Source organism: Shinella sp. HZN7, from assembly GCF_001652565.1.
GTDB classification, from domain to species: Bacteria; Pseudomonadota; Alphaproteobacteria; order Rhizobiales; family Rhizobiaceae; genus Shinella; species Shinella granuli.
In genome coordinates this window covers 181,087-203,144 of record NZ_CP015739.1, presented here as the reverse complement: position 1 = coordinate 203,144, position 22,058 = coordinate 181,087, and the positions used below count along the sequence as shown (strand labels likewise).

22 protein-coding genes are annotated in these 22,058 nt (G+C 66.9%); 8 read left to right on the top strand and 14 right to left on the bottom strand.

Annotated elements, in window-relative coordinates; genetic code table 11:
* Positions 1-2: 2 nt before the first annotated feature.
* Genes shn_RS28145 through shn_RS28135 form a run of 3 tightly spaced genes read right to left on the bottom strand, consistent with a single transcriptional unit; the run spans position 3 to position 2,121 of the window.
* Complete coding sequence (locus shn_RS28145; protein WP_064333843.1) at positions 3-656, bottom strand: HAD family hydrolase; 654 nt, start codon at positions 654-656, stop codon at positions 3-5.
* Positions 653-1,909: a Tm-1-like ATP-binding domain-containing protein gene (locus shn_RS28140; protein WP_064333842.1), complete on the bottom strand. Its 1,257-nt coding sequence runs from the start codon at positions 1,907-1,909 to the stop codon at positions 653-655. The genes shn_RS28145 and shn_RS28140 overlap by 4 nt, the downstream gene beginning before the upstream one ends.
* The gene (locus tag shn_RS28135) at positions 1,906-2,121 is read right to left on the bottom strand and encodes a hypothetical protein (RefSeq protein ID WP_064333841.1); all 216 of its coding nucleotides are present in this window, start codon (positions 2,119-2,121) and stop codon (positions 1,906-1,908) included. The genes shn_RS28140 and shn_RS28135 overlap by 4 nt, the downstream gene beginning before the upstream one ends.
* Before the next feature lie 370 nt (positions 2,122-2,491).
* Here shn_RS28135 and shn_RS28130 point away from each other — a divergent pair, with 370 nt between their 5' ends.
* The gene (locus shn_RS28130; RefSeq protein WP_064333840.1) at positions 2,492-3,904 is read left to right on the top strand and encodes a pyridoxal-dependent decarboxylase; all 1,413 of its coding nucleotides are present in this window, start codon (positions 2,492-2,494) and stop codon (positions 3,902-3,904) included.
* A gap of 141 nt (positions 3,905-4,045) precedes the next feature.
* Here shn_RS28130 and shn_RS28125 read toward each other — a convergent pair whose 3' ends face one another.
* Positions 4,046-5,524 (bottom strand): aldehyde dehydrogenase, encoded by a 1,479-nt coding sequence (locus shn_RS28125; RefSeq protein WP_064333839.1) that lies wholly within the window; start codon positions 5,522-5,524, stop codon positions 4,046-4,048.
* A gap of 46 nt (positions 5,525-5,570) precedes the next feature.
* Complete coding sequence (locus shn_RS28120; RefSeq protein ID WP_064334038.1) at positions 5,571-7,022, bottom strand: APC family permease; 1,452 nt, start codon at positions 7,020-7,022, stop codon at positions 5,571-5,573.
* A 270-nt stretch (positions 7,023-7,292) separates the two neighbouring features.
* On the opposite strand from shn_RS28120, the gene shn_RS28115 reads away from it, so the two are divergent.
* Positions 7,293-8,042, top strand: a complete 750-nt coding sequence (locus shn_RS28115) for an IclR family transcriptional regulator (RefSeq protein ID WP_064334037.1) — start codon at positions 7,293-7,295, stop codon at positions 8,040-8,042.
* Between the two features lie 15 nt (positions 8,043-8,057).
* Here shn_RS28115 and shn_RS28110 read toward each other — a convergent pair whose 3' ends face one another.
* Positions 8,058-8,522 carry an Lrp/AsnC family transcriptional regulator gene (locus tag shn_RS28110; RefSeq protein WP_064333838.1) on the bottom strand — a complete coding sequence of 155 codons (465 nt, stop codon included), beginning with the start codon at positions 8,520-8,522 and terminating at the stop codon, positions 8,058-8,060.
* Between the two features lie 125 nt (positions 8,523-8,647).
* Here shn_RS28110 and alr point away from each other — a divergent pair, with 125 nt between their 5' ends.
* On the top strand, positions 8,648-9,778 hold the full coding sequence (alr, locus tag shn_RS28105) for an alanine racemase (RefSeq protein ID WP_064333837.1): 1,131 nt from the start codon (positions 8,648-8,650) through the stop codon (positions 9,776-9,778).
* Between the two features lie 27 nt (positions 9,779-9,805).
* Positions 9,806-11,056: a D-amino acid dehydrogenase gene (locus tag shn_RS28100; RefSeq protein ID WP_064333836.1), complete on the top strand. Its 1,251-nt coding sequence runs from the start codon at positions 9,806-9,808 to the stop codon at positions 11,054-11,056.
* 21 nt (positions 11,057-11,077) lie between these two features.
* Here shn_RS28100 and shn_RS28095 read toward each other — a convergent pair whose 3' ends face one another.
* From shn_RS28095 to shn_RS36605, 3 genes are all read right to left on the bottom strand, one after another.
* Entirely contained in the window at positions 11,078-12,130 is a 1,053-nt protein-coding gene (locus shn_RS28095) for a D-alanyl-D-alanine carboxypeptidase family protein (protein ID WP_245337507.1), read from the bottom strand.
* A gap of 136 nt (positions 12,131-12,266) precedes the next feature.
* Entirely contained in the window at positions 12,267-13,580 is a 1,314-nt protein-coding gene (locus shn_RS28090; RefSeq protein WP_064333835.1) for an MFS transporter, read from the bottom strand.
* Positions 13,581-13,627: 47 nt separating this feature from the next.
* Positions 13,628-13,783: a hypothetical protein gene (locus tag shn_RS36605; protein WP_168168986.1), complete on the bottom strand. Its 156-nt coding sequence runs from the start codon at positions 13,781-13,783 to the stop codon at positions 13,628-13,630.
* A 69-nt stretch (positions 13,784-13,852) separates the two neighbouring features.
* Between shn_RS36605 and shn_RS28085 the strand changes: the two genes are divergently transcribed.
* From shn_RS28085 to shn_RS28070, 4 genes are all read left to right on the top strand, one after another.
* Positions 13,853-14,335: an antitoxin Xre/MbcA/ParS toxin-binding domain-containing protein gene (locus shn_RS28085; RefSeq protein ID WP_064333834.1), complete on the top strand. Its 483-nt coding sequence runs from the start codon at positions 13,853-13,855 to the stop codon at positions 14,333-14,335.
* Positions 14,332-14,838 (top strand): RES family NAD+ phosphorylase, encoded by a 507-nt coding sequence (locus shn_RS28080; RefSeq protein ID WP_064333833.1) that lies wholly within the window; start codon positions 14,332-14,334, stop codon positions 14,836-14,838. Before shn_RS28085 ends, shn_RS28080 begins: the two co-directional genes overlap by 4 nt.
* Positions 14,839-14,853: 15 nt before the next feature.
* Positions 14,854-15,615 (top strand): histidine phosphatase family protein, encoded by a 762-nt coding sequence (locus tag shn_RS28075; protein WP_084438606.1) that lies wholly within the window; start codon positions 14,854-14,856, stop codon positions 15,613-15,615.
* 135 nt (positions 15,616-15,750) lie between these two features.
* The gene (locus shn_RS28070; protein ID WP_245337510.1) at positions 15,751-16,365 is read left to right on the top strand and encodes a TetR/AcrR family transcriptional regulator; all 615 of its coding nucleotides are present in this window, start codon (positions 15,751-15,753) and stop codon (positions 16,363-16,365) included.
* A gap of 79 nt (positions 16,366-16,444) precedes the next feature.
* Here the strand turns inward: shn_RS28070 and shn_RS28065 are convergent, their stop codons facing one another.
* Genes shn_RS28065 through hisD form a run of 5 tightly spaced genes read right to left on the bottom strand, consistent with a single transcriptional unit; the run spans position 16,445 to position 22,053 of the window.
* Positions 16,445-17,602, bottom strand: a complete 1,158-nt coding sequence (locus shn_RS28065) for an alpha-hydroxy acid oxidase (protein ID WP_064333830.1) — start codon at positions 17,600-17,602, stop codon at positions 16,445-16,447.
* A 1-nt stretch (position 17,603) separates the two neighbouring features.
* On the bottom strand, positions 17,604-18,896 hold the full coding sequence (locus shn_RS28060) for a hypothetical protein (RefSeq protein WP_064333829.1): 1,293 nt from the start codon (positions 18,894-18,896) through the stop codon (positions 17,604-17,606).
* A gap of 25 nt (positions 18,897-18,921) precedes the next feature.
* Positions 18,922-19,653, bottom strand: coding sequence for a histidine utilization repressor (gene hutC / locus shn_RS28055; RefSeq protein WP_064333828.1), 732 nt, complete (start codon positions 19,651-19,653; stop codon positions 18,922-18,924).
* A gap of 52 nt (positions 19,654-19,705) precedes the next feature.
* On the bottom strand, positions 19,706-20,719 hold the full coding sequence (locus tag shn_RS28050) for a zinc-binding dehydrogenase (protein WP_064333827.1): 1,014 nt from the start codon (positions 20,717-20,719) through the stop codon (positions 19,706-19,708).
* A gap of 5 nt (positions 20,720-20,724) precedes the next feature.
* A complete protein-coding gene (hisD, locus tag shn_RS28045) occupies positions 20,725-22,053 on the bottom strand; it encodes a histidinol dehydrogenase (protein ID WP_064334035.1) in 1,329 nt (442 codons plus the stop codon).
* Between the last annotated feature and the right edge of the window lie 5 nt (positions 22,054-22,058).

Here is a 22,058-nt window from a genome sequence, read left to right as displayed (position 1 = left end):
TTTCAAAGTCCAAGCATGGTCAGCGCCTGCGCATAACCTTCGGCAGGCCGGGTCACGTCGAAATGCACATGGGGAAGGCCGACGGCCGCCGCGCCCTCGATGTTCTTCTTCTGGTCGTCGACGAAGACGCAGTCGGCACGGCTGAGAGCGAGTTCCGCCAGCACCTGTTCATAGGCGCGCGGATCGGGCTTCAGGATCTTCGTATAGGTCGCATCGACGATGACGTCGAAGAGGTCGATCAGCGGGAAGCGCTTGCGGAAGCTCTCGCCGTAGAAGAGGTCGAGCTCGTTGGAGAGGATGGCGAGCTTCAGCCCGGCCGCCCTGGCTTTCAGGATCGCGTCGCGCGCCTCGGGGCGCAGGACGAGTTCGGGATCCGCCCCGCGCGCCCGCTGCACGAAGGTCTTCATGTCCGTCCAGTCCTCGCCGAGCAGCGCGCCGACCTCCCGCGTGCGCGTCATCCAGTAGTCGCGTTCGGTGATTTTTCGCGCTTGCATCGATACCCAGAGCGGGTCGCTGGCCGGGTCGAAGGGACCGCGCCAGGTCAGCGTGCCGGCCGGCAGGCCGAGCGCCCGCTCGGTGATGTCATGCGTTTCGAACAGCGTGCGGGTGACGACGCCGCCGAAATCGAGGATCAATGCGCGCCTGGCTCCTGTCATGCCGCCTGCCCTTTCTCGACGATGCCTTCGGCCACCCAGCGGTCGAAGATTTCCAGTGCTCTCGCGGCAAAGTCCGGGGCGTTGATATGCGCATCGACCTCCTCGAAGGCGACGGAGGCCGGCACGGCACGGCGCATCTCGTCGAGGAAGGCCTCCAGCGCGTCCGGTTCGTGCAGCGGCTCGCCCTCCCGGTCCCATTCCTGGATGCCCTTTGTCGGCAGCAGGAAGGCGACGGGGGCGCTCGCCCCCTCCAGCTTGGCGGCGACGACGCGGGCGACCGCGCGCCGCTCGTCGGGCGAGACGGTGACGGAGGCGATCAGCCGGTTGTGCGCATGATAGGGCCGGCCGGCGAAGCGATCCGGCGTCTCCTGCCAGGCGGGCATGTCCACCATGTCGACCGCGCCGGGCGCGACGATCTGCGGAATGCCGGCGCGGCCGGCATTTTCCAAACGGTCCGGCCCGGAGACGGCGACAGAGCCGTTCTGCGCATTGGTCACTTCCTGGATGCAGAAATCGAAGACGGCGGCAAAGCCCCGCTGTGCCGCCACCGCCTCATAGGCGCGCCCGCCCATGCCGGTGGAATGGAACACGGCGACATCATAGCCGCGCCGCTCCAGCTCCGGCTTGAGCAGCTTCATGTAGCTGAGGCAGGAGGAGCCGAGCGAGGTCATGCCGACCAGCGGGCGCTGACGGCCGGGCCGCTCGCCGGCCTTGGCTGCGCCCACGACCGCACCCGAAGCCTGCGACAGCACCGCCCGGCAGATCGGGTTGAGGCCGTAGAGCCCGCCGGCCCACAGGATCATCATCAGGTCGGGCGCGATGCGTTCCGGCGGCAGGAGATGGGAATAGGCGATGGTGGAGACGATGAACTTCGGCACGCCGAGCGGCAGCACGGCGGCGACGTCGAGGGCGAGGTCCGTGCCGAGCGAGCCGCCGAGCGCGATCATGCCGTCCACCTCTCCCGCGTCCGAAAGCCGGCGCACCAGCGCCGCGGCGCCCTTTGCCATCAGCGCCATGGCGGTGTTCTCGTCGCCGCTGCCGGTGATCGCCTCCATGGTGGTGCCGGCCGCGGCGGCGATGTCGCGCTTGGAATGGTCCGGCACATAGGGCGGGTCGCCGAGCACGCTGACATCGACCAGAACGGGAACGCCCCCGGCCTTGCCGATGACATCGGCCATGAACAGGAGCTCCTCGCTCTTGGTATCGCCGGTGCCGATCACCAGAATATGGGGCAGACGGGCGTTCGCGCTCATCGACCGTTCCTCCTCGATATGAACAGCGGGACAAAGCGCCTGACCTGCGCCGAAGGCGCACCCGGCCCGCGCATGGCCCGACATGCCGGCTCGCTGCAAAACCGGTCTCCCACCGGAGGATAGCGGGCCGGCACGGCCCGCGTCAGTTCCATCTCGATATCCGGTGTGGACAAAGACCCCCGCAGCATCCGGGCCATGTCGTCGACGCGCATTTCCGTTCTCCTCCCGTCAAGTCCGGCTCCGCCCGCAGCAGCTCCTCGGGTGTCGCGGCCCATATACTTAACATGCGAATTAACTTGGCAGGAAGCACAACCGTTTGCAAGTCTATATTTGAAGCATTGGTTCATATAACGAACCGGACAAGTACGTTTTACCACCGCAACCGCGACGCTCGCAGCCGCGTCGGCCAATGCCCTTTCGCCGGCTTGACAGGCACCCAATCACTATTAACGTGTTAAATATGTTCGCGCGGATACGCCACGGAAATCACGCACGGCAAGCTCGGGATGCGGACCTCTTCAGGGGCCTTGCAAATCGACGGACGAACACCGAGAACTGCGTAGCGCCAGACAGGAGCAAGAGATGGACAGCGAAGAATTCCGCCAGTGGTCGCGAACGGCCGCCGATTGGGGCGCAGACTACCGCGCGGGCCTGCGTGACCGGCCGGTGCGGGCGCAGACGAAGCCAGGCGATATCGCCCGGCAGATCGCCCGTACGCCCCCGGAAGACGGCGAGGCGATGGAAGCGATCTTCGCGGATTTCGAGCGCATCATTCCCGATGGCCTCACCCATTGGCAGCATCCGCGCTTCTTCGCCTATTTTCCGGCCAATGCCGCGCCCGTTTCGGTGATCGCCGACTATCTCGTCACCTCCGTCGCCGCCCAGTGCATGCTCTGGCAGACCTCGCCCGCCGCCACCGAGCTCGAGACGCGGGTGGTCGACTGGCTGCGCCAGGCGCTCGGCCTGCCGGAGGGCTTTTCCGGCGTCATCCAGGATTCCGCCTCTACCGCGACGCTCGCCGCCATGCTGGTCATGCGCGAGAAGGCGCTCGGCTGGAAAGGCAACAGCGAGGGGCTGGCGGCGCACGGGGCGGTGCGCGTCTATGCGTCGAAGCAGGTGCACACCTCCATCGACCGGGCGATCTGGATTGCCGGCATCGGCGAGGCGAACCTCGTGCGCATCCCGACCAGGGGCCCCCTCAACGGCATGGCCCCTGAGGTGCTCGATGCCGCGATCCGCGCGGATCGTGCCGCCGGCCATATCCCGGCCGGCATCATCGCCTGCACCGGCGGCACCTCCATCGGCGCCTGCGACCCGATCCGCGATGTGGCGGCAGTGGCCAAGGCGCATGGCCTCTACCTGCATGTCGATGCCGCCTGGGCGGGCTCGGCCATGATCTGCCCGGAATTCCGTAATCTCTGGGAAGGCGTCGAGGCGGCCGATTCCATCGTCTTCAACCCGCACAAATGGCTCGGCGCCAATTTCGACTGCTCGGTGCAGTTCATCCGCAGCCCGGAAGACCAGGTGCGCACGCTGGCCATCCAGCCGGAATACCTGAAGACGCACGGCCATGACGGCATCATCAACTATTCCGAATGGTCCGTGCCGCTCGGCCGCCGCTTCCGTGCGCTGAAACTGTGGTTCCTGCTGCGCTACCACGGCCTCGAAGGGCTGCGCACGATGATCCGCAATCATGTCGCCTGGTCGAGGGAACTGGCGGAGCGTCTTGCCGGCGAGCCGGATTTCGAGATCGTCAGCGAGCCGGTGCTCTCGCTCTTCTCCTTCCGCCACAAGGGCGGCGCGGAGGCCGACCGGCACAATATCGCCCTCGTCAACGCCATCAACGACGACGGCCGTATCTACCTGACGCAGACCCGCGTCGACGGCCGCATCGCCATCCGCTTCCAGGCCGGCCAGTTCGAGATGACCCGCGACGACGCAGACACCGCCTTCACGGTCATCACCGAAATCGCCCGCTCGCTGGAAGACGCCTAGGACCGATCGACATTCAGTTCAGGCCGTGGCGAAAATGGTGGTTTTCCGCGACCCGGAGCGCAGCGTACTGAACGTACGTGAGCACCGGAAGCGCGGAAAAGCGCCGTTTGCAGACCGGCATGGACTGAATGTCGATCGGTCCTAGAGCTGGATCCAGGCCGTCTTCAGGTCGAGATATTTGTCCAGCGCGTGCAGGGACTTGTCGTGCCCGTTGCCGGACTGGCGAACGCCGCCGAGCGGCACGGTGTTGTCGGCCCCGCCATAGGTGTTGACATGCACGACCCCGGCGCGGATGCCGCGCACCATGCGGTGCGCCCGTGACAGGTTGGCGGTCCAGACGGCCGAGGCGAGGCCATAGTCCGTGCCATTGGCGATGCGCAAGGCCTCGTCCTCGCTGTCGAAGGGGATGATGGAGAGGATCGGCCCGAAAACCTCCTCGCGGGCGAGCGTCATGTCCGGCGTGACGTCGAAGACGGTGGGCTTCATGTAGAAGCCGCCGGTCTCGGCAAAGACACGTTTGCCGCCGGTGCGCAGCCTGGCGCCCTCGGAAAGCGCCTGTTCGGCAAAATCGAGATTCTTGCCGAGCTGCGCCTCGCTGGAGACGGCGCCTGCCTCGGTGGTCAACAGCAGCGGATCGCCGACCGTCATCGCGGCGGCGATCTCGGCCACCTTCTGCGAAAATTCCTCCGCGATGGAGCGCTCGACGAGCAGCCGCGAGCCGGCCACGCAGACCTGCCCCGAATTGCGGAAGATGCCATAGGCCGAGACCTTGGCCGCACGGTCGAGGTCCGGCGCGTCGGCGAAGACGATGTTCGGCGACTTGCCGCCGAGCTCCAGATAGACACGCTTCAGGTTGGAACGCGCGGAATATTCGAGCAGGCGCCGGCCGACGGGGCCCGAGCCGGTGAAGACCAGCACGTCGATATCCGGATGCAGGCCCATCGCCTCCCCGGCCACCGCGCCACGGCCGGTCACGACGTTCAGCACGCCCTCCGGCAGCCCGGCCTCGGCGCAAAGTTCGGCAAGGCGCAGCAGCGTCAGCGATGCGGCCTCCGCCGGCTTCAGCACGACGGAATTGCCGGCGGCAAGCGCCGGGGCGATCTTCCAGGCGCCGATCATCAGCGGGAAATTCCACGGCACGATGGCAGCGACGACGCCGACCGGCTCGCGGTGGACGAGGCCGAGGATGTCGCCGGCCGTCGGCGCGATCTCGCCATAGACCTTGTCGATCGCCTCGCCGTAATAGCGGAACGTGCCGGCGGCGCTGCCGGGCTCGGCCTTCAGCGCCATGGAAATCTCGGTGCCGTTGTCGCGCACGCCGAGCACGGCGAGCTCCAGGGCATGTTTGTCGATCAGCTCGGCGATCCTCAGCAGCACCCGCTTGCGCTCGGCCGGCACTGCCTTCGCCCAGCGGCCCCTTTCGAAGGCGACACGGGCGGCCTTCACCGCCCGGTCGACATCCTCCGCGCCGGCATCCGCAATGGTCGTCAGCCTGCGCCCGTCGATGGGCGAGACGACATCCAGCACCGCGCCATCCGCCGGGTCCTGCCAGATGCCGTTTATGAACAGCGCCTGCGGAGCGACGGCGAGGTTGCGGAGCGCTTCGATCTTTTCCTGCATGGTCTTCCCTCGAAGGACGGGTGGCGCCGGAGCGCCACCCGGATTCTCACACTTCCCGGCGGACGCCGAGCCGGGCAAAGGCACTGGCATCGCCCGCCTTCAGGCGCAGGGCGCACAGGAGGCCGATGATCGCGGCGATCAGCACGAGGCCCGGCAGGAACACGGCAAGCGCCCCCTCCGCCCCGGCCAGCGCGCCGAAATTCGTGGCAATGTAGAAGACCAGCGCCAGGAGGATAAGGCCCGTCAGAACCGGCAGCACCGTCGTGACGACGCGGTTGCCTTCGAGGCCCGGATTGCGGCCGAAGAAGGCGACGATGGAGAAGGCGGTCAGCGCCATCAGAAGGATGATCGCCAGCGTGCCGACATTGGTGAGCCAGGAGAACAGCGCCAGCACCGGATCCTGCCCCGTGAAGGCGAAGAGCGCGACGACGAGGGCGGCGATCACCGTCTGCACGACCGAGCCGGCATGCGGGCTCTGGAACACCGGATGGGTGACGCCGAGCGCCCTGGGCAGCAGGCCCTCGCGGCCGGCGACGTAGAGATAGCGGGCGACGCCGTTGTGGAAGGCGACGACGCCGGCAAAGAGGCTGGTGATGAAGAGGATGCTCATGATGGTGGTGATGCCGCCGCCGACATAGCGGTCCGCCAGGCCGAAGAGGAAGGTGGTCGGGTCGGCGAGGCCCTGGATTTCCGGCACCAGCTTGTCGACGCCCGCGCCGTTGACCATCAGCCAGGAGGTCAGCATGTAGAAGAGGCCGATGATCAGCACGGAGATGTAGGTGGCGCGCGGCACGGTCTTCTCCGGCTCGCGGGCTTCCTCGCTGTAGATGGTCGTCGCCTCGAAGCCGATGAAGGCGGCAAAGCAGAACAGGATGCCGATGGCCGGCGTGCCCGAGAAGAAGGCCGAGGGCGTGAAGGGCGCGGCGGAAAGGCCGCTGTCGCCGCCCTTCATGAGAATGGCGGCGTCGATGACCAGCACGACGAGATATTCCAGCACGACGAGCACGGCGAGCACGCGGGCGGAAAAATCCACCCGCCGATAGCCGAAGACCGAGACGAGCGCGATGCCGATATAGGTCCAGACCCACCAGGGCAGGTCGAGGCCGTAGCCGGCGAGGAAGCCGGCCGTGGCGGCGCCGAACAGGCCGAAGACGCCGATCTGCATGGCATTGTAGGCGAGGATGGCGACGAGCGCCGCGGCGCCGCCGGCAAGGCCGCCGAGGCCCTGCGCCGTATAGGCATAGAAGGCGCCGGCATTGCTGATATGCCGGGCCATGGCGACATAGCCGATAGCGAAGAGCAGCAGCACCGTCGTCACGAAGGCGAAGGTCAGCGGAATGCCCGGGCCGTTGCCCAGCATCATCGACAGCGGCACGCCGCCGGCAACCGCCGTCAGCGGCGCGGCCGCCGAGACAACGAGGAATGTGACCGCCCCGACACCGAGGCTGTTCTTGCGCAACTGGTTCGCGCCGCCGGGCGGCACGCTGTGTTCTGTCATGATCTTGCTCCCATCCTGGCGGCCGCCCCCACGCGTCCGGCGGCCGCTTGTCCGATGCCGTGCCGAGGCGACGGCGGTTCCCACGAAACATTTTCCTTGTGGTTCATTATTTGAACCGTTATTTTAATTATAGATTTGCAAAAGCCAGTTCCGCCGTCAAGTTATTTCTCATGTTAAGTATCTCGGCCGGTCGAGCGTGCGGAACAGGAATGGCAGGCAGCGGAAAATGGCTCCTTGCGGGACGACAGACACAACACCGCGGAGCGCAGCATGAGCACCATCGGAAAGGCCCTTTCCCTCCTCGACCTGATTTCCGAACTCGACAAGGATATCGGCCTCAGCGACCTCGCGCGGCTTTCCGCGCTCGACAAGGCGACGGCGCGGCGCTTCCTGGTGGAGCTGGAAAGACACGGCTTCGTGGAACAGGACGAGGAGACGCGCCGCTACCGCCTCGGCGCGGCACCCGTCCGGCTGGCCCGCCTGCGCCAGGCGCGTTTCCCCTTCGTCGCCGTGGCCGCCCCCTTCGTCAAGGCGCTGGCGGAAGAGGCCGGCGAGACGGTGCACCTGTCGGAATTTTCCGGCGGGCGGCTCTCCACCATCCATGTGGAGGATTCCGCGCAGGCGCACCGCGTGATCGTCGATCCCGGGGCCGTGCTGCCCTTCCACGCCACCGCATCGGGGCTCGCCTATCTCGCCTTCCTTCCCCCCGGCGAGATCGACCGGGCGCTGGCGCGGCCGCTGGAGCGCTTTTCCGCCCATACGGCCACGGATGCGGACGCCGTGCGCACGCTCCTGCGCGAAACGGTGGAGCGGGGCTATTCGATCAGCCAGCAGGGCTTCGAGATCGGCGTCATCAGTGCCGCAGCGCCGATCCTCACGCCCGGCGGGCGGCCGATGGGCGCGCTGGCGGTGGCGGCGCCGACCGCGCGCGCCGACATGGCCCGCATGCACGAGATCGGCCGGAAAGCCGCCGCCGCCGCCCGCGGCATCGCGGAGAAATACTACGGCGGCCGGACCTGACGGCCGGGGTGCCGCCTATCGCCGCCCCCGCGGCCGCGTCGCCAGCACGTTGCGGATCGCAAAGCTCGAATGGATGCGCGAGACGCCCGGCATGGCCGAGAGGATTTCCTTGTGGATGCGCTCGAACTCGCCCGCATTGGCCACCTCGACGCGCAGCAGGTAATCCGAGCCGCCCGTCATCAGGAAACATTCGCGGATTTCCGGATGCTTGCGCACCGCCGCCTCGAAGCGGTCGAGATGGTCCTCCGTCTGCCGCTCCAGCGTGATGTTGATGATGACGGCGATACTCGCCTCGACATTCGACGTGTCCACCAGCGCCGTGTAGCCGCGAATGACGCCCGCCTGCTCCATCAGCTTGATCCGGCGAAGGCAGGCGGACGGGGAGAGGCCGACATCGGCCGCAAGGCTGGCATTGCTCATGCGCGCATCGAGCCGCAGGAGCCGGAGGATGTTACGGTCGATCGCGTCGAGGGCGGCCATGGCAGATCATTCCAAATCGTCGTTGTTTCGTTCAAAAATCATGCTTTCACGCAACAATCAATCGCTGTTTCCTCGGCAATTTCACGATCGTTTCACTAGGCTTCGCGCAATTGAGGGGGCTTGGGATGGACGGCGGCATACAACGGGCCAGTACTGGCGTAGCAAGCGTGATCGACGGTGCATCGGGTTATCTCGGCATCGATCTCGGTGCGCTCGCCCGCAACTATGAAAAGCTTGCCGCCGAGGTCGCCCCGGCGCGCGCTGCGGCCGTCGTCAAGGCCGATGCCTACGGGCTCGGCGCCGGCCGGGTGGCCGAAAAACTCTACGCCCATGGCTGCCGCCACTTCTTCGTCGCGCAGTTCGTCGAGGCGCTTCGCCTGCGCCCCCTTCTGGCGGCCGACGCCGCGGTCTTCGTGCTGAACGGCCTGCAGCCCGGCAACGAAAGCGCCTGCGCCCGCGAAAACATCGTGCCGGTCGTCAATTCGCTGGAACAGTGGCACGCGTGGAGCGGCATGGCGAAGGCCCTCGGCCGCACGCTGCCGGCGGCGCTGCAGTTCGACACCGGCATGTCGCGCCTCGGCGTGCCGCCGGAGGAGGGCGCGGCGCTTGCCGGCCTCGTCAGCGCCGGCGGCATCGACGTCCTGTTCCTGATGAGCCACCTCGCCTCCGCCGACGATGCGCAGAGCGAACAGAACGAAGACCAGCGCGCCGAGATGGAGCGCGTTGCGGCGGAATTTCCCGGCTTCGACGTCTGCTTTGCCAATTCGGGCGGCATCTTTCTCGGCAAGGCCTATCACGGCGTGCTCGCCCGCCCCGGCATCGCGCTCTATGGCGGCGCGCCGACCGCCGGCCGGGCGAACCCGATGGAGCCGGTCGTCAGCCTCGACGTCGCCGTGGTGCAGACCCGCAGCGTGCCCACCGGCACGCGCGTCGGCTACGGCGCCAGCCACGTCACGGCCGGCCCGGCGCGCCTTGCCACCATCGCCGCGGGCTATGCCGACGGCCTGCCCCGCAGCCTCTCGGGCCGGGGCGCCGCCTATTGCGACGGCGTGCGCCTGCCCATCGTCGGGCGCGTTTCGATGGACAGCATCACGATCGACATCTCCGTCCTGCCGGAGGGCCGCCTTGCCCTGGGCAGCCGCGTCGAGATCCTCGGCCCGCATCAGAGCCTGGAGGACGTGGCGCGCGATGCCGGCACTATTCCCTACGAAATCCTGACCGGCCTCGGCCAACGCTACCGGCGGCAGTACCGCTGAGCCATTCTCTTCCCCAATGAGGACATCATGAAAGTCATCGTTCTCGGCGCCGGCATCGTCGGCGTCACTTCGGCCTACCAGCTTGCCCGCGCCGGCCACGAGGTCACGGTCGTCGACCGCCAGCCCGGCCCGGCGCTGGAGACGAGCTTTGCCAATGCCGGCGAGGTCTCCTTCGGCTATTGCTCGCCCTGGGCCGCGCCCGGCATTCCGATGAAGGCAATGAAGTGGCTGTTCATGCAGCATGCGCCGCTCATCCTGCGCCCCAAGGTCGACATGGCCATGCTCTCCTGGATGACGCAGATGCTGCGCAACTGCACCTCGGCCCGCTATGCCCTCAACAAGAGCCGCATGCTGCGCCTTGCCGACTACAGCCGCATCTCGCTCGCCGCGCTGCGCGCGGAAACCGGCATAACCTATGACGAGCGCATGCAGGGCACGCTACAGCTCTTCCGCACCGAGGCCCAGCTCGACGCCTCGGCCAAGGACGTCAAGGCGCTCGCCGCCGACGGCATTCCCTATGAAGTGCTCGACCCCGAGGGTTGCATCCGCGTCGAACCCGCGTTGAAACATGTGCGCGAGAAGATCGTCGGCGGCCTTCTGACGCCGAAGGACGAGACCGGCGACTGCTTCAAGTTCGCCAATGCGCTGGCGGCGAAGGCCGAGGCGCTCGGCGTCACCTTCAACTATGGCAGCATCATCCGGGGGCTCGACGTGGACGGCGGCCGTGTCCGCGGCGTCGTCACCGCCCATGGAGTGCTTGCGGCCGATGCCGTGGTCGTCGCGCTCGGCAGCTTCTCGCCGCTCCTCGTTCGCCCGCACGGCATCCGCCTGCCGGTCTATCCGGTCAAGGGCTATTCGCTGACGATCCCGATCACCGATCCCGCACGCGCGCCGGAATCGACCGTGATGGACGAGACCTTCAAGATCGCCATCACCCGGCTCGGCGACCGCATCCGCGTCGGCGGCATGGCCGAGATCTCCGGCTACACCAACGATCTCGGCGAGCCCCGCCGCCTGACGCTGCAGCACTCCGTCACCGACCTCTTCCCCGGCGGCGACGTGTCGAAGGCGAGCTTCTGGTCCGGTCTTCGCCCGATGACGCCGGACGGCACGCCCGTCATCGGCCCGACCAAGGTCGCCGGCCTCTTCCTCAACACCGGCCACGGCACGCTCGGCTGGACGATGAGCTCCGGCTCGGCCCGCGTCATCGCCGACCTCGTTTCCGGCCGGAAGCCGGAGATCGACGCCACCGACCTCGCCGTCGCCCGCTACGCCTGAGGCCCTTGCCGATCGCGCCGTTCAGGACGGACGGCGCGTGGGGACCGGGACGTCATCTGCGGCATCGGTGGCCCAGGTGCTGATCGCGTGGACCTGTCCCGGTATCTGGTCCTGCAGATAGGTCTCGTGACCCGGCAGGCCCATCGGGTAAAGCGCGTCGCGGCTCGCCTCATAGGCCGCGCTCTTGTCGGTGCAGAGGCGGATGCGCATATCCTCCGGCGCGACATCGGTCCGGTTCTGCAGGTTTTCCAGGAGCCCGGCATCGGAAGACAGGCGGCCGTCGAAAGCCTGCGTCAGGTATTGCGCCGATCGCTCGTTGCGCTCCCGTTCGGTCGTCGCGCCGAGAATGACCACCATTATGCGCCGTCCGTTGCGCGTGGCCAGCCCGACGAGATTCCGTCCGGAGGCGCAAAGGAAGCCGGTCTTCATTCCGACCGTGCCGTTGAAACGGGTCAGCAGCAGGTTGTTGGACTTGATCTCCTTGCCGTCGATCGTGACGGCCGAGGCGAGGAAGAAGCGGCGATATTCCGGGAACAGCCGGTCCACTTCCATGCCCAGCAGCGCAAGATCGCGGGCGGTCGTATAGTTCTTTCGGTCGAACAGGCCGTTCGGATTGGAAAAATGCGTGCCGGTAAGCCCGATGCGGGCCGCCGTCTCGTTCATGCGCCGGACGAAGGAGGCCTCGTCGGAGGCAACGGTTTCCGCAAGGGCCACGGCGACATCGTTCGCCGATGCGGTGATCATGGCGAAGAGCGCATCTTCAAGCGTCATCGTCCGCCCGAGAACCAGGCCGGATTCCAGAAAGGCCTGTTTCGTCGCGTTGCGGGACATGACGACCGGCGTCGTGAGATTCACCTCGCCGGCCCGGATGGCTTCGAACACGACGAGCGCCGACATGAGCTTGGTCGTCGAGGCGGGATACCACGGCACCCCGGCGTCCTCCTCATGCAGCACCTGATGACTGTCGGCATCCACGACGAGCACGGGCGTTGCATGTGCGGCGCCCCCCATGAAAAGGGATGCAACAAGCACCAGGCTCTTCCATGGTCGTCCGGCCATTGTGTTCTTGATCATGTACCCGTCTCCGCAGGAAGACGCCCTAATGACATGATGCACGCCGGAAAGACAAGGGTTTGCAGCGGCGCGAAACCGCGCAGGGGGCCGGACGCCGCCGCCCGCCGCGCCGCGACGCCGGTGGAAGCCGGCCTTCTCAGGCCAGCGATGCCTGCCGCGTCTCCGCATCGATCAGGAAGGCCGCGACGGCGGCGGCGACCAGAAGGCCGGCGAAGATGCCGATGGCAAGGCCGAAGCTCTGCTCCACGACAAGCCCCGTGAGGGACGGCGCCAGCAGGCCGCCGAGCCGGGCCACGGCGCCCGCCGTGCCCATGCCCGTCGCCCGCGAGGCCGTCGGGTAGAGTTCCGGGGTGAAGGCATAGAGCGCACCCCAGGTGCCGAGCAGGGCGAAGCTCATGATCAGCAGGGAGGCGCCGATCAGCGTGCCCGTGCCGGCGACGACGAACAGCAGGCATCCCAGCGCCGAGAGCAGGCAGAAGCCCGTCAGCGTCGGCCGGCGCCCCCATGTCTCGACCCCGTAGGCGGCCAGCGCATAACCGGGTATCTGGGCCAGCGCGAGGAAGACGAGGAAGCCGTAGCCCCGGACAAAGCCGAAGCCCTCGCCCGCAAGCTTCGGCGGCAGCCAGGTGAAGACGCCGTAATAGGAGACGGAGACCAGGAACCAGATCGTCAGGATCATCAGGCTGCGCTGGCGCAAATCCGCGCCGAAAATGCCGGGCTGCCCGACGCTGGGCGGCGAGACCAGGGGCGCATCCGCCGCCAGCGGCGCCTTGCCATTGGCAACGAGGATCCTGTCGAGAACGGCCTTCGCCTCCTGCATCCTCCCGAGGCGCAAGAGGTAAAGGGGGGATTCCGGCACCAGGAAGCGCAGGCCGATGCCCATCAGCGCCGGAATTGCCGTTGCCGCGAAGATGTAGCGCCAGCCGTCGGCCATGCCCGCAAGGCTGACCGCCCAGGCGACGAGCGCGACGATGAGCGTGCCGACGGCCCAGAACCCCTCGAGCATGACCAGCCAGCGGCCACGGTTTCGCGCCGGCAGGAACTCCGCCATCATCGCATAATCGACCGGCAGCGTGCCGCCCACAGCCACCCCGGTGAGGAAGCGCAGCACGAGCAGGATGGTGAAATCGGGCGCGAAGACGGAAAGCGTGCCGAAGAGGGCGTCGCAGGCAACCGTGACGATCAGGACCCGTCGCCGGCCGATGCGATCCGCCAGCCTGCCGAAACCGGCGGCGCCGAGGAGCATGCCCAGGAAGAAGAGCGTGCCGGTCTGCAGGGCTTGCGGGACGGTGAGATCGAACGTGGCGGCAATCGAGGCGGCCGTGAAGCCGACAGCGAGCACCTGCATCGCGTCGGCAGTCCAGACCAGCCCGAAGATCGCCAGAAGCCGCCGCTGATAGGCTCCGGCACCGGCCCGGTCGAGTACATCGTCCACGGTGATTGTGGTCATTCGGCCGCTCTCCGCATGTGCAGTCCCCTGGCAATGGCAGCGGCACCTTAACCGCCCGGCCGGATGAGCGGAATTGCCTGCAGCAGGAAATCCACCGGCAAGGCCGGCCTCGTCAGCAAGCGCTTCACCAATCCGGGAACCCTGCTGAAGGAAATCGACCCATGAACCAGGCCGTCATCCTGGTTGGCGAAATCTTCCGACATGACTCCGGAGCTTGAAATCGCATGCGACAGGTGGCATATATCAAGCGACAGATGACGCGGAGAAGAACCATGGCCGTCGCAGCAAAGGCATCCCAGGCAGCAGCCGGCGGGGAACTGCAGAAAATCGAAGCCCTGCTCGGCGGCGCGCGCATCCTGTCGCGCCGCCTGACCAATGCGCTCGACGCCCATGAACTGCTGCTGCACGGCCTGCCCGCCTCGGCGCTGGATCACCTTGTCGGCAATCTCGTCTTCATCGGCAAGAACGAGTCGCTCGAAAAGGCCGTGGGCATGAGCCTGCGCACCTGGCAGCGGCGGAAGGAGACGCCCTCCAAGCCGCTCAGCCTGGAACAGAGCGGCCGGACATGGAAATTCGCCGAGATCCTGGCAAAGGCGACGGACATCTTCGGATCGCAGGCGGAGGCCGAGCAATGGCTGGAGCGGCCGGCCGTCGGGCTCGACCAGCGCCGCCCCATCGACCTTCTCGGCACGCCTGCCGGCGTGGAACTGGTCGAGGATCACCTCGACCGTCTGGAATACGGCGTCTACGCATGACCTTTCTGCCGATTGCGCTCGGCGGCAGCGAGCTGGTCGCCTGGCGGCTCGACCAGGCCATCCATGCCGCGACATGGGATAGCGGCGAAGGGGCCTATCGCGTCGGCGGCCGCTGGAACAGCAGGGGCACGCGCGCGGTCTACTGCTCGCTCGATCCCGCGACGGCCATTCTCGAAGTCGCGGTCCACAAGGGGTTTCGGGCGCTCGACACGGTGGCGCATCGCATGACGGCCGCCGTCATCGCCGATACCGCAGATATCCACATCGTCGATCCGCAAACGGTGCCCAATCCCAACTGGCTGCGCCCGGGCATTCCCGGCGCGGGCCAGCAGGCCTTCGGCGACGAGCTCTTGCGACAGCACCGTTTCGTTGCCATTCCCAGCGCGGTCTCGCCGCACAGTTGGAACCTGATCTTTCTCGCAGGCGCCGCGCCGGGCGCCTACACCCTGAAATTCCAGGAAAATTTTGCCCTCGATACGCGGCTGCATCCACCGACGGCATGATGCCGACGCCCGGGCATGCCGCAAAACCATTCTTGGGACGGGACCGCCCGGGAATTTTCCTGGCTTCCCGGGAAGATAGGGCTACCTGTCGGCGGCGCCCGGCGCGGCCGACCCTTTTCCTTTGACGGCGCGGAGCATGGACAGAAGGTGAGCACGCAAGCAAAAGAGCCCAAACCGGCCGCAGGCAGGGCCACACGCCTGACAATCCTGTGCCGCGGCGCGACCGCGGCCAATCAGCAGACGCGATTTTCCTCCGACGTCCCCCTGCTGCCCAGGGAACGGGTGCGATTGCGCGAACGGGCACGAGGCCTCGGCCGGTTCGACCCGGTGCTCCATGCGCCCGAGCGTTCCGCGGCAGAAACCGCCGCCGCCTTCGCCCCCGACGCGGCATCATGCCCGGCGCTGCGGGATGCCGACTACGGACGATGGAACGGCCGGACGGTCGCGGATGTGGCGGAACAGTCGCCGGAGGACCTGCAGCGCTGGATGTCGGATCCGTCCTGCGCCCCGCACGGCGGCGAAACTTTCGAAGCGGTGCAGGCCCGGGCGGCGGCCTGGCTCGAACAGCGTCACGCAAAAGGCGGGCACACGCTGGCCGTCACGCATGCCATCGTCCTGAAACTGCTCTTCCTGCATGTGGTCGGCGCGCCCCTGACCTCGCTCTGGCGTATCGACGTCGAGCCGCTCGCAATGCTGTCGCTGACCAGCGACGGCAGGCGCTGGGCGCTTCGCAGCTTTGGCGCGGGACTGCCGGGTGGGGCGACGGAGACCGGCTGAGCCGACCGGGCGGGCGCAACACAGAACATTGAAACTTTGTGCCACTGAAATTCTTGGCAATATCAATTTTGGTTGCGCATCAAGGAAATCGCAGGCAAAAGCCAAGGGGAAAGGCAGGCGGGTGATATGGCCTTGATGGGACTGAGAGAACGGCAGAAGGCAAGCCGCCGCGAGCGCATCCTGGAAGTCGCAAAGGCGCGCTTCCAGACGGATGGCTACGCCCCGACCACGATCGAAATGATCGCCAGGGATGCCGACGTCTCCGCCGTCACCGTCTACAACTACTTCGACACGAAGGCCGGGCTTCTCCTCGCTCTCGTCAGCGAAAGCGACCAGTTGCTGATCCGCCAGCTGAAAGCGATGATTGCGCGTGAACCGACGGATATCATCGACGCCGTCGCCACCTTCGGCCAGATCCTGCGCCGCCACGCCATGCGCTATCTGGAGAAGTCGACCTGGCGCGAGGTGCTCTCGGCCAGCATCCAGGAGGGCAGCAGCGATTTCGGGCGGACCTATCTCGAACTCGACCGCGTTCTCATCGAGCTGATGCGCGCGATGATCGTCACGTTCCAGAAGCGCGGCCTGATACTGGAGAGCGTCGACAGCGAGGCGCTGGCCGACTGCCTGTTCTCGCTGCAGAACATCCGGTTCTTCCAGTTCATCGCCGATGACAACAGTGACGACGAGGACATCGACCGGCGCCTGCGCACCGACCTTGCCGCGCTCAGGGGCCTCTTCTCCGCAAAGTGACGCGGCGATGGCGGAACGCATTCCGGCATGAGGACGGTCCCGGCCTGCGCCTCACAAGCTTGCCTCCAAGGAACGCAGATCAGGCCCCGCCGCCCTTGTGCTGCACGGCAGCGCTGCCCGCAGCCTTGAGTTCGTCGATCGAGGCGATGCCCATCAGGGCGAGGCTGATCGAGACTTCCCGTGTCAGGATCGCGATCACCTCGGCGACGCCGGCCTCGCCTGCCGCCGCAAGGCCGTAGGCATAGGCCCGGCCGAGCATCACGCCATCGGCGCCGAGGCCGACCGCCTTGAGGATATCCGTGCCGCGGCGGATGCCGCCGTCCAGCATGAGGCAGAAATCCGGGCCGACGGCGGCCCGGATCGCCGGAAGCGCGCCGATGGTGCTCGACGCGCCGTCGAGCTGGCGGCCGCCGTGATTGGAGATCACGACGCCGTCGCAGCCAAGGTTCCGAGCAGCCACGGCATCCTCCGGCGCAAGAACGCCCTTGACGATAAGTTTTCCGGCCCAGCGCTCACGCAGCCAGGCGATGTCCTTCCAGGACAGCGTCTTGTCAATGCGGCGTGACAGGTTGGCCGCCTGTTCCAGGGCGCCGCGGCCGAAATCCGGCCGGTGCTCGATCGCCCGCACCGAAGGCATGCCGCGCATCGCGACGTCGGCGAGCCAGCGCGGCTTCAGCGCGAGCCGCGCCAGAAGCCCCGGCGTCACCCGCGTCAAGGAGCGGAAACCGTTGCGTACATCCCGTTCGCGAATGCCGGTAATGGCCGTATCGACCGTGACGAACAGGGTATCGACACCGGCCTGTTCGGCCGCCGCAAGGAACGCCTCCGAGAGCGAGCGATCCTCCAGCACATAGAGCTGGAAATGCAGCGGCCCGCCCGTCACCGCGCAAAGATCGGCCAGCGAGGCGATCGAGAAGGTCGACAGGCAGAAGAGGATGCCGGCGGCATGGGCGGCACGCGCCGCCTTCTCCTCGCCGCGGCCGGAATAGAGCCCGAGGAACCCGACCGGCCCCAGCATGAACGGCAGGGGATGGCGACGTCCGAGATAGACGGTCGAAAGATCCTGCTGACGGACTTCCGACAACACGGTCTGGCGCAGGCCGAACCGGGCGAAATCCGACCGGTTCGCCCGCATGGTCTCCTCCTCGAACGATCCGCCGTCGATATAATCGAAGAAGATCTTCGGCAGGCGCCGGCGGGCGAGGTCGCGAAAATCGTGGATATTGACCGGGGCCATGTCAGCCCCTGCCGGGGTCGATCGCGTCGAGAAAGCGGGTGACCGCATCCTCCCCCGCCACCGGCTCGCTGCCGGCCATCACCGCGATGGACAGGCCGATGAGCGAGGAGACGGGATTGTGGCTCGTCGCTCCGGCACGCAGGTTCATGACAAGCGTCGGGCAGAGGAAGAGGCCGAGCCTGACGACCCGCCGCCAGTCGGCGGGCAGCATGCCGCGCGCCTTCAGGGTCGCCAGCAGCGGACGCCACAGGGCCTCGGCCTTCACCTCCAGCAGCGCTCGCCGGACCGGGCTCGGTTCGAAATCCATGGTGACGTGCAGCCGGTCCCCCTCGAGACGCGCGCTGGCCTTGTACCGCTCGGCCGCCATGGCAGGATCGTACAGCCAGAAGGGATGGGCGAGGATGTTGTGGAAGGTCGTCTTCACTTCGGCGAGAAGCGTCGGGATGTTCTCGCCGGCAAAGGCCGGGTCGAAGAAGGCAAGGCGTGCGGAACCCTCGCGCTCCTCGTACCAGACATTGGCGTTGTGGGCATCGCCATGGGCGACGACGCCGCCGGCATCCGCAAGGCGCGCCGGGGCAAGCCGTTCGTGCGCGGCATCGAAAAGCGCGCCGATACCATCCGCGTATTCGACGCCGTTGACGACGAAGCGGCAGCGCGAAAGCCGGTCCCAGCCGAGCGTGAGGCCGGGAAAGGCGAAGTCCTCGCCGACATAGAAGCGCGAAAGCCGCCCGCCCGGATAGGCGCCAGCCGGCGGATCGATCAGGCGTTCGTAGAACAAGCGGTGGATCGGCTCGGCCGCGACCTCGGCGGCGCTCACCGGATGCAGCGTGTCGAGATAGACCTTCAGCACGGCCTCGCTCAGCGCGCGCTCGGCTTCGACGGCCCTGGCTCGCGCTCCGGCATCGTCCGTCATGTCCAAGGCCCGCAGCACGTCGGAGAAGCGTGGGTCGGTACGGCGGCGATAGACGAGGATCTGCTCGCCCGGCAACACCGACATCAGCAGCGGCTGGTCCACCGGCAGGCCGGCCTTCGCCAGGATGTCGGCGCGGTAATATTCGCCGCTCATTGCCTCCTCGCCTTCTTCCTGGTGGAACTTGAAGAAGAAGGCGCCGTCGTCAGTCTCGAAGAAACCGTTCAGCGAATTGAGGCTGTACTGGTCGTGGTTGATCGCCACGTTCCGCACCTCGATCGTGAAGAGGTCGCGCAGAAGATCGGCCAGCATCCGCTCCGCCTCCCCGCTTCCTGTCTTGGCGAGTTTCCTGATTTCCGCCGTGCGGCTGGTGGGCTGGTTCATGGCATTCTTTCCGGATGAAAGGGGATTATTTGCTGCCGTGCAGGTATCGGCTACCAAGCGAATAACGGCTGCCGACATAGGTCAGGGTGTTGACCGTAGCGACGACCGGCCCCGTCCAGGTCTTGCGGTGCAGGACGAGGCAGCAGTCGCCGAGGCGAATCTGCAGGAGGCGCGCATTGCCCTCGCCGGCCGGCAGGGCGCTGATGAGGTGTTCGACCTCGGTCAGCGGCGTTGCGGTCTGCAGGTAGTCGTAGGTCGCAGTAATGCTGAAATCCTGCTCGACATAGCCGGAGACGAGGTCCGGATTGACAAAGCGTTCCTCGAGCTGGACGGGCAGGTCGTTCTCGAAGTGGATCACCACCGAGTGATCGACGGGCCTGACGGCTTCGAACTCGAAGGCGAGCAGAAGCTCCGGCTCCGGTCGCCTGATGCGTTCGAGCACGACCACCTCGGCCCGGTGACGGCTGCCACGCGCCTTGATCTCGGTGATGATGTTGCTGATCTCGATCAGCGTCGATTGCGGCTTCGGCGGCGCGACGAAGGTGCCGACGCCCTGGATGCGGCGCAGGTGCCCCTCCGAGGTCAGCTCCCGCAACGCCCGGTGTACGGTCATGCGCGAGACGCCGAGCGCGGAGACGAGTTCGTTCTCCGAGGGAAGCCGGCTGTTGCGGCTCCATTTGCCGCTGCCGATATTGCCGAGGACGAAATCCTTGACCTTCTCGTAGAGCGGCGATGCGGAATCCGAAAGCGTGTTCATGGTTCACTGTCTCCACCGGCAGGCAGGGCCGGCATCCGGAATGACGCAGCGGCTAGTCCGCCACCGCGACGATCGTCTTCAGTGCCCGGCTTTCACCCCGCGAAAGCCGCTCATAGGCAGCCGGCACCGCGTCGAGTCCCGGCAGGACCTCGATCAGTTGCTCAAGCGCGGGGGCGAGTTCGGGAAGCAGGCCGACCGCATCGGCCAGTTCGTCCGCAAAGGCATGGCAGCCGACCAGCGCGATTTCCCGCTCGACGAGGATATTGGGGTCGAGGTCGAGCTTGCCGTGGCCGATGCCGACGAGGGCAAGCGCGCCACCGCCCGAGAGGAGGTCCAGCGTCCCCGCAATGGCCCGGATGCTGCCGGTCGCATCGAGCGCATAGCGCAGGCGCGCGTCAGAAAGCACCGCGTCGATGGCTTTCCTCTCCAGGGCGACGACCGTTCCGCCCGTCACCGCCTTCACCAGCGCCGCCTTTTCAGGGTTGAGGTCAATGAGCAGAAGGGGGCCGTCATGGAGGTGCGAGAGAAGCAGCGTGCTCAGCCCGCCGATCGTGCCGCAGCCGACGACGAGCACCGGCTCGCCCGCCGGGGCGGCCAGCCGGCGCACGGCATGCAGTGCCACCGCCAGCGGTTCGGCCATCGCGGCGACATGCGGCGAAAGCGTCGGATCGTGGCGCAGCACCAGCCGCGCGGGCAGTTGCACCGCCTCGGCAAAACCGCCGTCGCAGACCTCGCCGACGAAGCCGAGAGCCTCGCAGACATTGGCGCGGCCGCTGCGGCAGGCCGGGCATTCGCCGCACCACATGCGGGAATCCGCCGAGACGACATCTCCGGGTGCGACATGGTCGACGCCCTCCCCAACCGCCGTCACGCAGCCGCAGAATTCGTGCCCCGCCGTCGAGGGACGGCGGCTGATCCACTGGCCGGTGTGGTAGTTGTGGAGGTCGGAGCCGCAGATGCCGGCGGCCCGGACCGCGAGGTTTACGAAGCCCGGCGGCGGCGGGGCCGGCCAAGCCACCTCCTCCACCCGCAGGTCTTTCGCATCGTGAAGCCGCACTGCCTTCATCCTTCTCAGCCGCCCTTCTTCAGGTAGGCGTCGCGCAGCGGCGACACAGCCAGCGCATGGGAGGAGAAGCCCTCGTAGACCGCCAGATTGTGCGAATGCCGGGCGAATTCGGGATAGGCCGGCGCGGTGACGTAGCCGATCGAGCTGCGCTTGACGAAATCGGTGACGGAGAGCGGGCCGAAGGTGCAGGCCCAGCGGCTTGTCGGCAGGACCGCGTTCGGCCCGAGCGAGAAATTGGCGATGCTGACCGGGGTATGCGTGCCCATCAGGATCTCCGAGGCCTCGGTGATATGGCCGAGATGGATGAAGGGGTCTTCCGAGAGAAGTTCGAGATGCTCCGGCGCATAGGCGTTGACGAAGGCATAGCTTTCGTCGATCGAACTCGTCAGCACGATGCCGCCCGTCCTGCCGGTCAGCACGGCCTTGGAGAAGGCGACGCGCTGCTCCGACATGCGCGACCAGTGGTCCGGCAGGGCGGCAAGCGCTTCTTCCGCGACGCGGCGGCTGTGGGTGACCAGATAGGCCGACGAATCCGGGCCATGTTCGGCCTCGATCAGGAGGTCGAGCGCGGCGAGGCCTCCATGCACCGTTTCGTCGGCAAGGATCATCACCTCGGAGGGGCCGGCCGGAAGGCCGGTGTCGATGACGCCGGACAGCGAACGCTTGGCGGCGACCACCCACGGGCTGCCCGGCCCGACGATCTTCAGCGCCGGCTTGACGGTCTCGGTGCCATAGGCGACCGCCGCCACCGCCTGGGCGCCGCCGACCTTGTAGACGGTCTCCACGCCGGCGAGGCGCGCGGCGACCAGCGTCGCGGCATCGACGGAACCATCCGGCGCCGGCGGCGTGACGATGGCAAGGTTCGGCACGCCCGCAACGACCGCGGGAACCGAGGTCATCATCGTCACCGATGGGAACGAGCCCTTGCCGCGCGGCACGTAGAGCGCCACGGACTGGATGGGCGTGAAGCGGTCGCCGGCAAAGGCGCCGGGCCGGATCTCCTTCAGCCACATGGCTTCCGGCTTCTGCTCCTCATGGAAGGTGCGGATATTGTCGATGCCGAACTGGATCGATTCGACGACGCTCGCATCGACCAGCTTGAAGGCCGCGTCGAATTCCGCCTCGGTGACCTTGAGGTTGGCCTCGGTCACGGCGGCCTTGTCGAGTTCGCGGCCGAAACGCGCCAGCGCTTTGTCGCCCTCGGTGCGCACGGCTTCCAGGATCGGCGCGACCTTCTCGATGAAACCCGAAATATCGGTCTCCGACCGGCGCAGGAGGGCCGCCTTCTCCTCGGCGTTGAGCTTGGAATACTCGTAGAAAGACACTGATGTCATCGTCT

What these genes read in the sequence shown, in the direction of transcription:
- shn_RS28145 (WP_064333843.1), bottom strand. Translation starts at nt 656, where the DNA reads ATGACAGGAGCCAGGCGCGCATTGATCCTCGATTTCGGCGGCGTCGTC.
- shn_RS28140 (WP_064333842.1), bottom strand. Translation starts at nt 1,909, where the DNA reads ATGAGCGCGAACGCCCGTCTGCCCCATATTCTGGTGATCGGCACCGGC.
- shn_RS28135 (WP_064333841.1), bottom strand. Translation starts at nt 2,121, where the DNA reads ATGCGCGTCGACGACATGGCCCGGATGCTGCGGGGGTCTTTGTCCACA.
- shn_RS28130 (WP_064333840.1), top strand. Translation starts at nt 2,492, where the DNA reads ATGGACAGCGAAGAATTCCGCCAGTGGTCGCGAACGGCCGCCGATTGG.
- shn_RS28125 (WP_064333839.1), bottom strand. Translation starts at nt 5,524, where the DNA reads ATGCAGGAAAAGATCGAAGCGCTCCGCAACCTCGCCGTCGCTCCGCAG.
- shn_RS28120 (WP_064334038.1), bottom strand. Translation starts at nt 7,022, where the DNA reads ATGACAGAACACAGCGTGCCGCCCGGCGGCGCGAACCAGTTGCGCAAG.
- shn_RS28115 (WP_064334037.1), top strand. Translation starts at nt 7,293, where the DNA reads ATGAGCACCATCGGAAAGGCCCTTTCCCTCCTCGACCTGATTTCCGAA.
- shn_RS28110 (WP_064333838.1), bottom strand. Translation starts at nt 8,522, where the DNA reads ATGGCCGCCCTCGACGCGATCGACCGTAACATCCTCCGGCTCCTGCGG.
- alr (WP_064333837.1), top strand. Translation starts at nt 8,648, where the DNA reads ATGGACGGCGGCATACAACGGGCCAGTACTGGCGTAGCAAGCGTGATC.
- shn_RS28100 (WP_064333836.1), top strand. Translation starts at nt 9,806, where the DNA reads ATGAAAGTCATCGTTCTCGGCGCCGGCATCGTCGGCGTCACTTCGGCC.
- shn_RS28095 (WP_245337507.1), bottom strand. Translation starts at nt 12,130, where the DNA reads ATGATCAAGAACACAATGGCCGGACGACCATGGAAGAGCCTGGTGCTT.
- shn_RS28090 (WP_064333835.1), bottom strand. Translation starts at nt 13,580, where the DNA reads ATGACCACAATCACCGTGGACGATGTACTCGACCGGGCCGGTGCCGGA.
- shn_RS36605 (WP_168168986.1), bottom strand. Translation starts at nt 13,783, where the DNA reads ATGTCGGAAGATTTCGCCAACCAGGATGACGGCCTGGTTCATGGGTCG.
- shn_RS28085 (WP_064333834.1), top strand. Translation starts at nt 13,853, where the DNA reads ATGGCCGTCGCAGCAAAGGCATCCCAGGCAGCAGCCGGCGGGGAACTG.
- shn_RS28080 (WP_064333833.1), top strand. Translation starts at nt 14,332, where the DNA reads ATGACCTTTCTGCCGATTGCGCTCGGCGGCAGCGAGCTGGTCGCCTGG.
- shn_RS28075 (WP_084438606.1), top strand. Translation starts at nt 14,854, where the DNA reads ATGCCGCAAAACCATTCTTGGGACGGGACCGCCCGGGAATTTTCCTGG.
- shn_RS28070 (WP_245337510.1), top strand. Translation starts at nt 15,751, where the DNA reads ATGGGACTGAGAGAACGGCAGAAGGCAAGCCGCCGCGAGCGCATCCTG.
- shn_RS28065 (WP_064333830.1), bottom strand. Translation starts at nt 17,602, where the DNA reads ATGGCCCCGGTCAATATCCACGATTTTCGCGACCTCGCCCGCCGGCGC.
- shn_RS28060 (WP_064333829.1), bottom strand. Translation starts at nt 18,896, where the DNA reads ATGAACCAGCCCACCAGCCGCACGGCGGAAATCAGGAAACTCGCCAAG.
- hutC (WP_064333828.1), bottom strand. Translation starts at nt 19,653, where the DNA reads ATGAACACGCTTTCGGATTCCGCATCGCCGCTCTACGAGAAGGTCAAG.
- shn_RS28050 (WP_064333827.1), bottom strand. Translation starts at nt 20,719, where the DNA reads ATGAAGGCAGTGCGGCTTCACGATGCGAAAGACCTGCGGGTGGAGGAG.
- hisD (WP_064334035.1), bottom strand. Translation starts at nt 22,053, where the DNA reads ATGACATCAGTGTCTTTCTACGAGTATTCCAAGCTCAACGCCGAGGAG.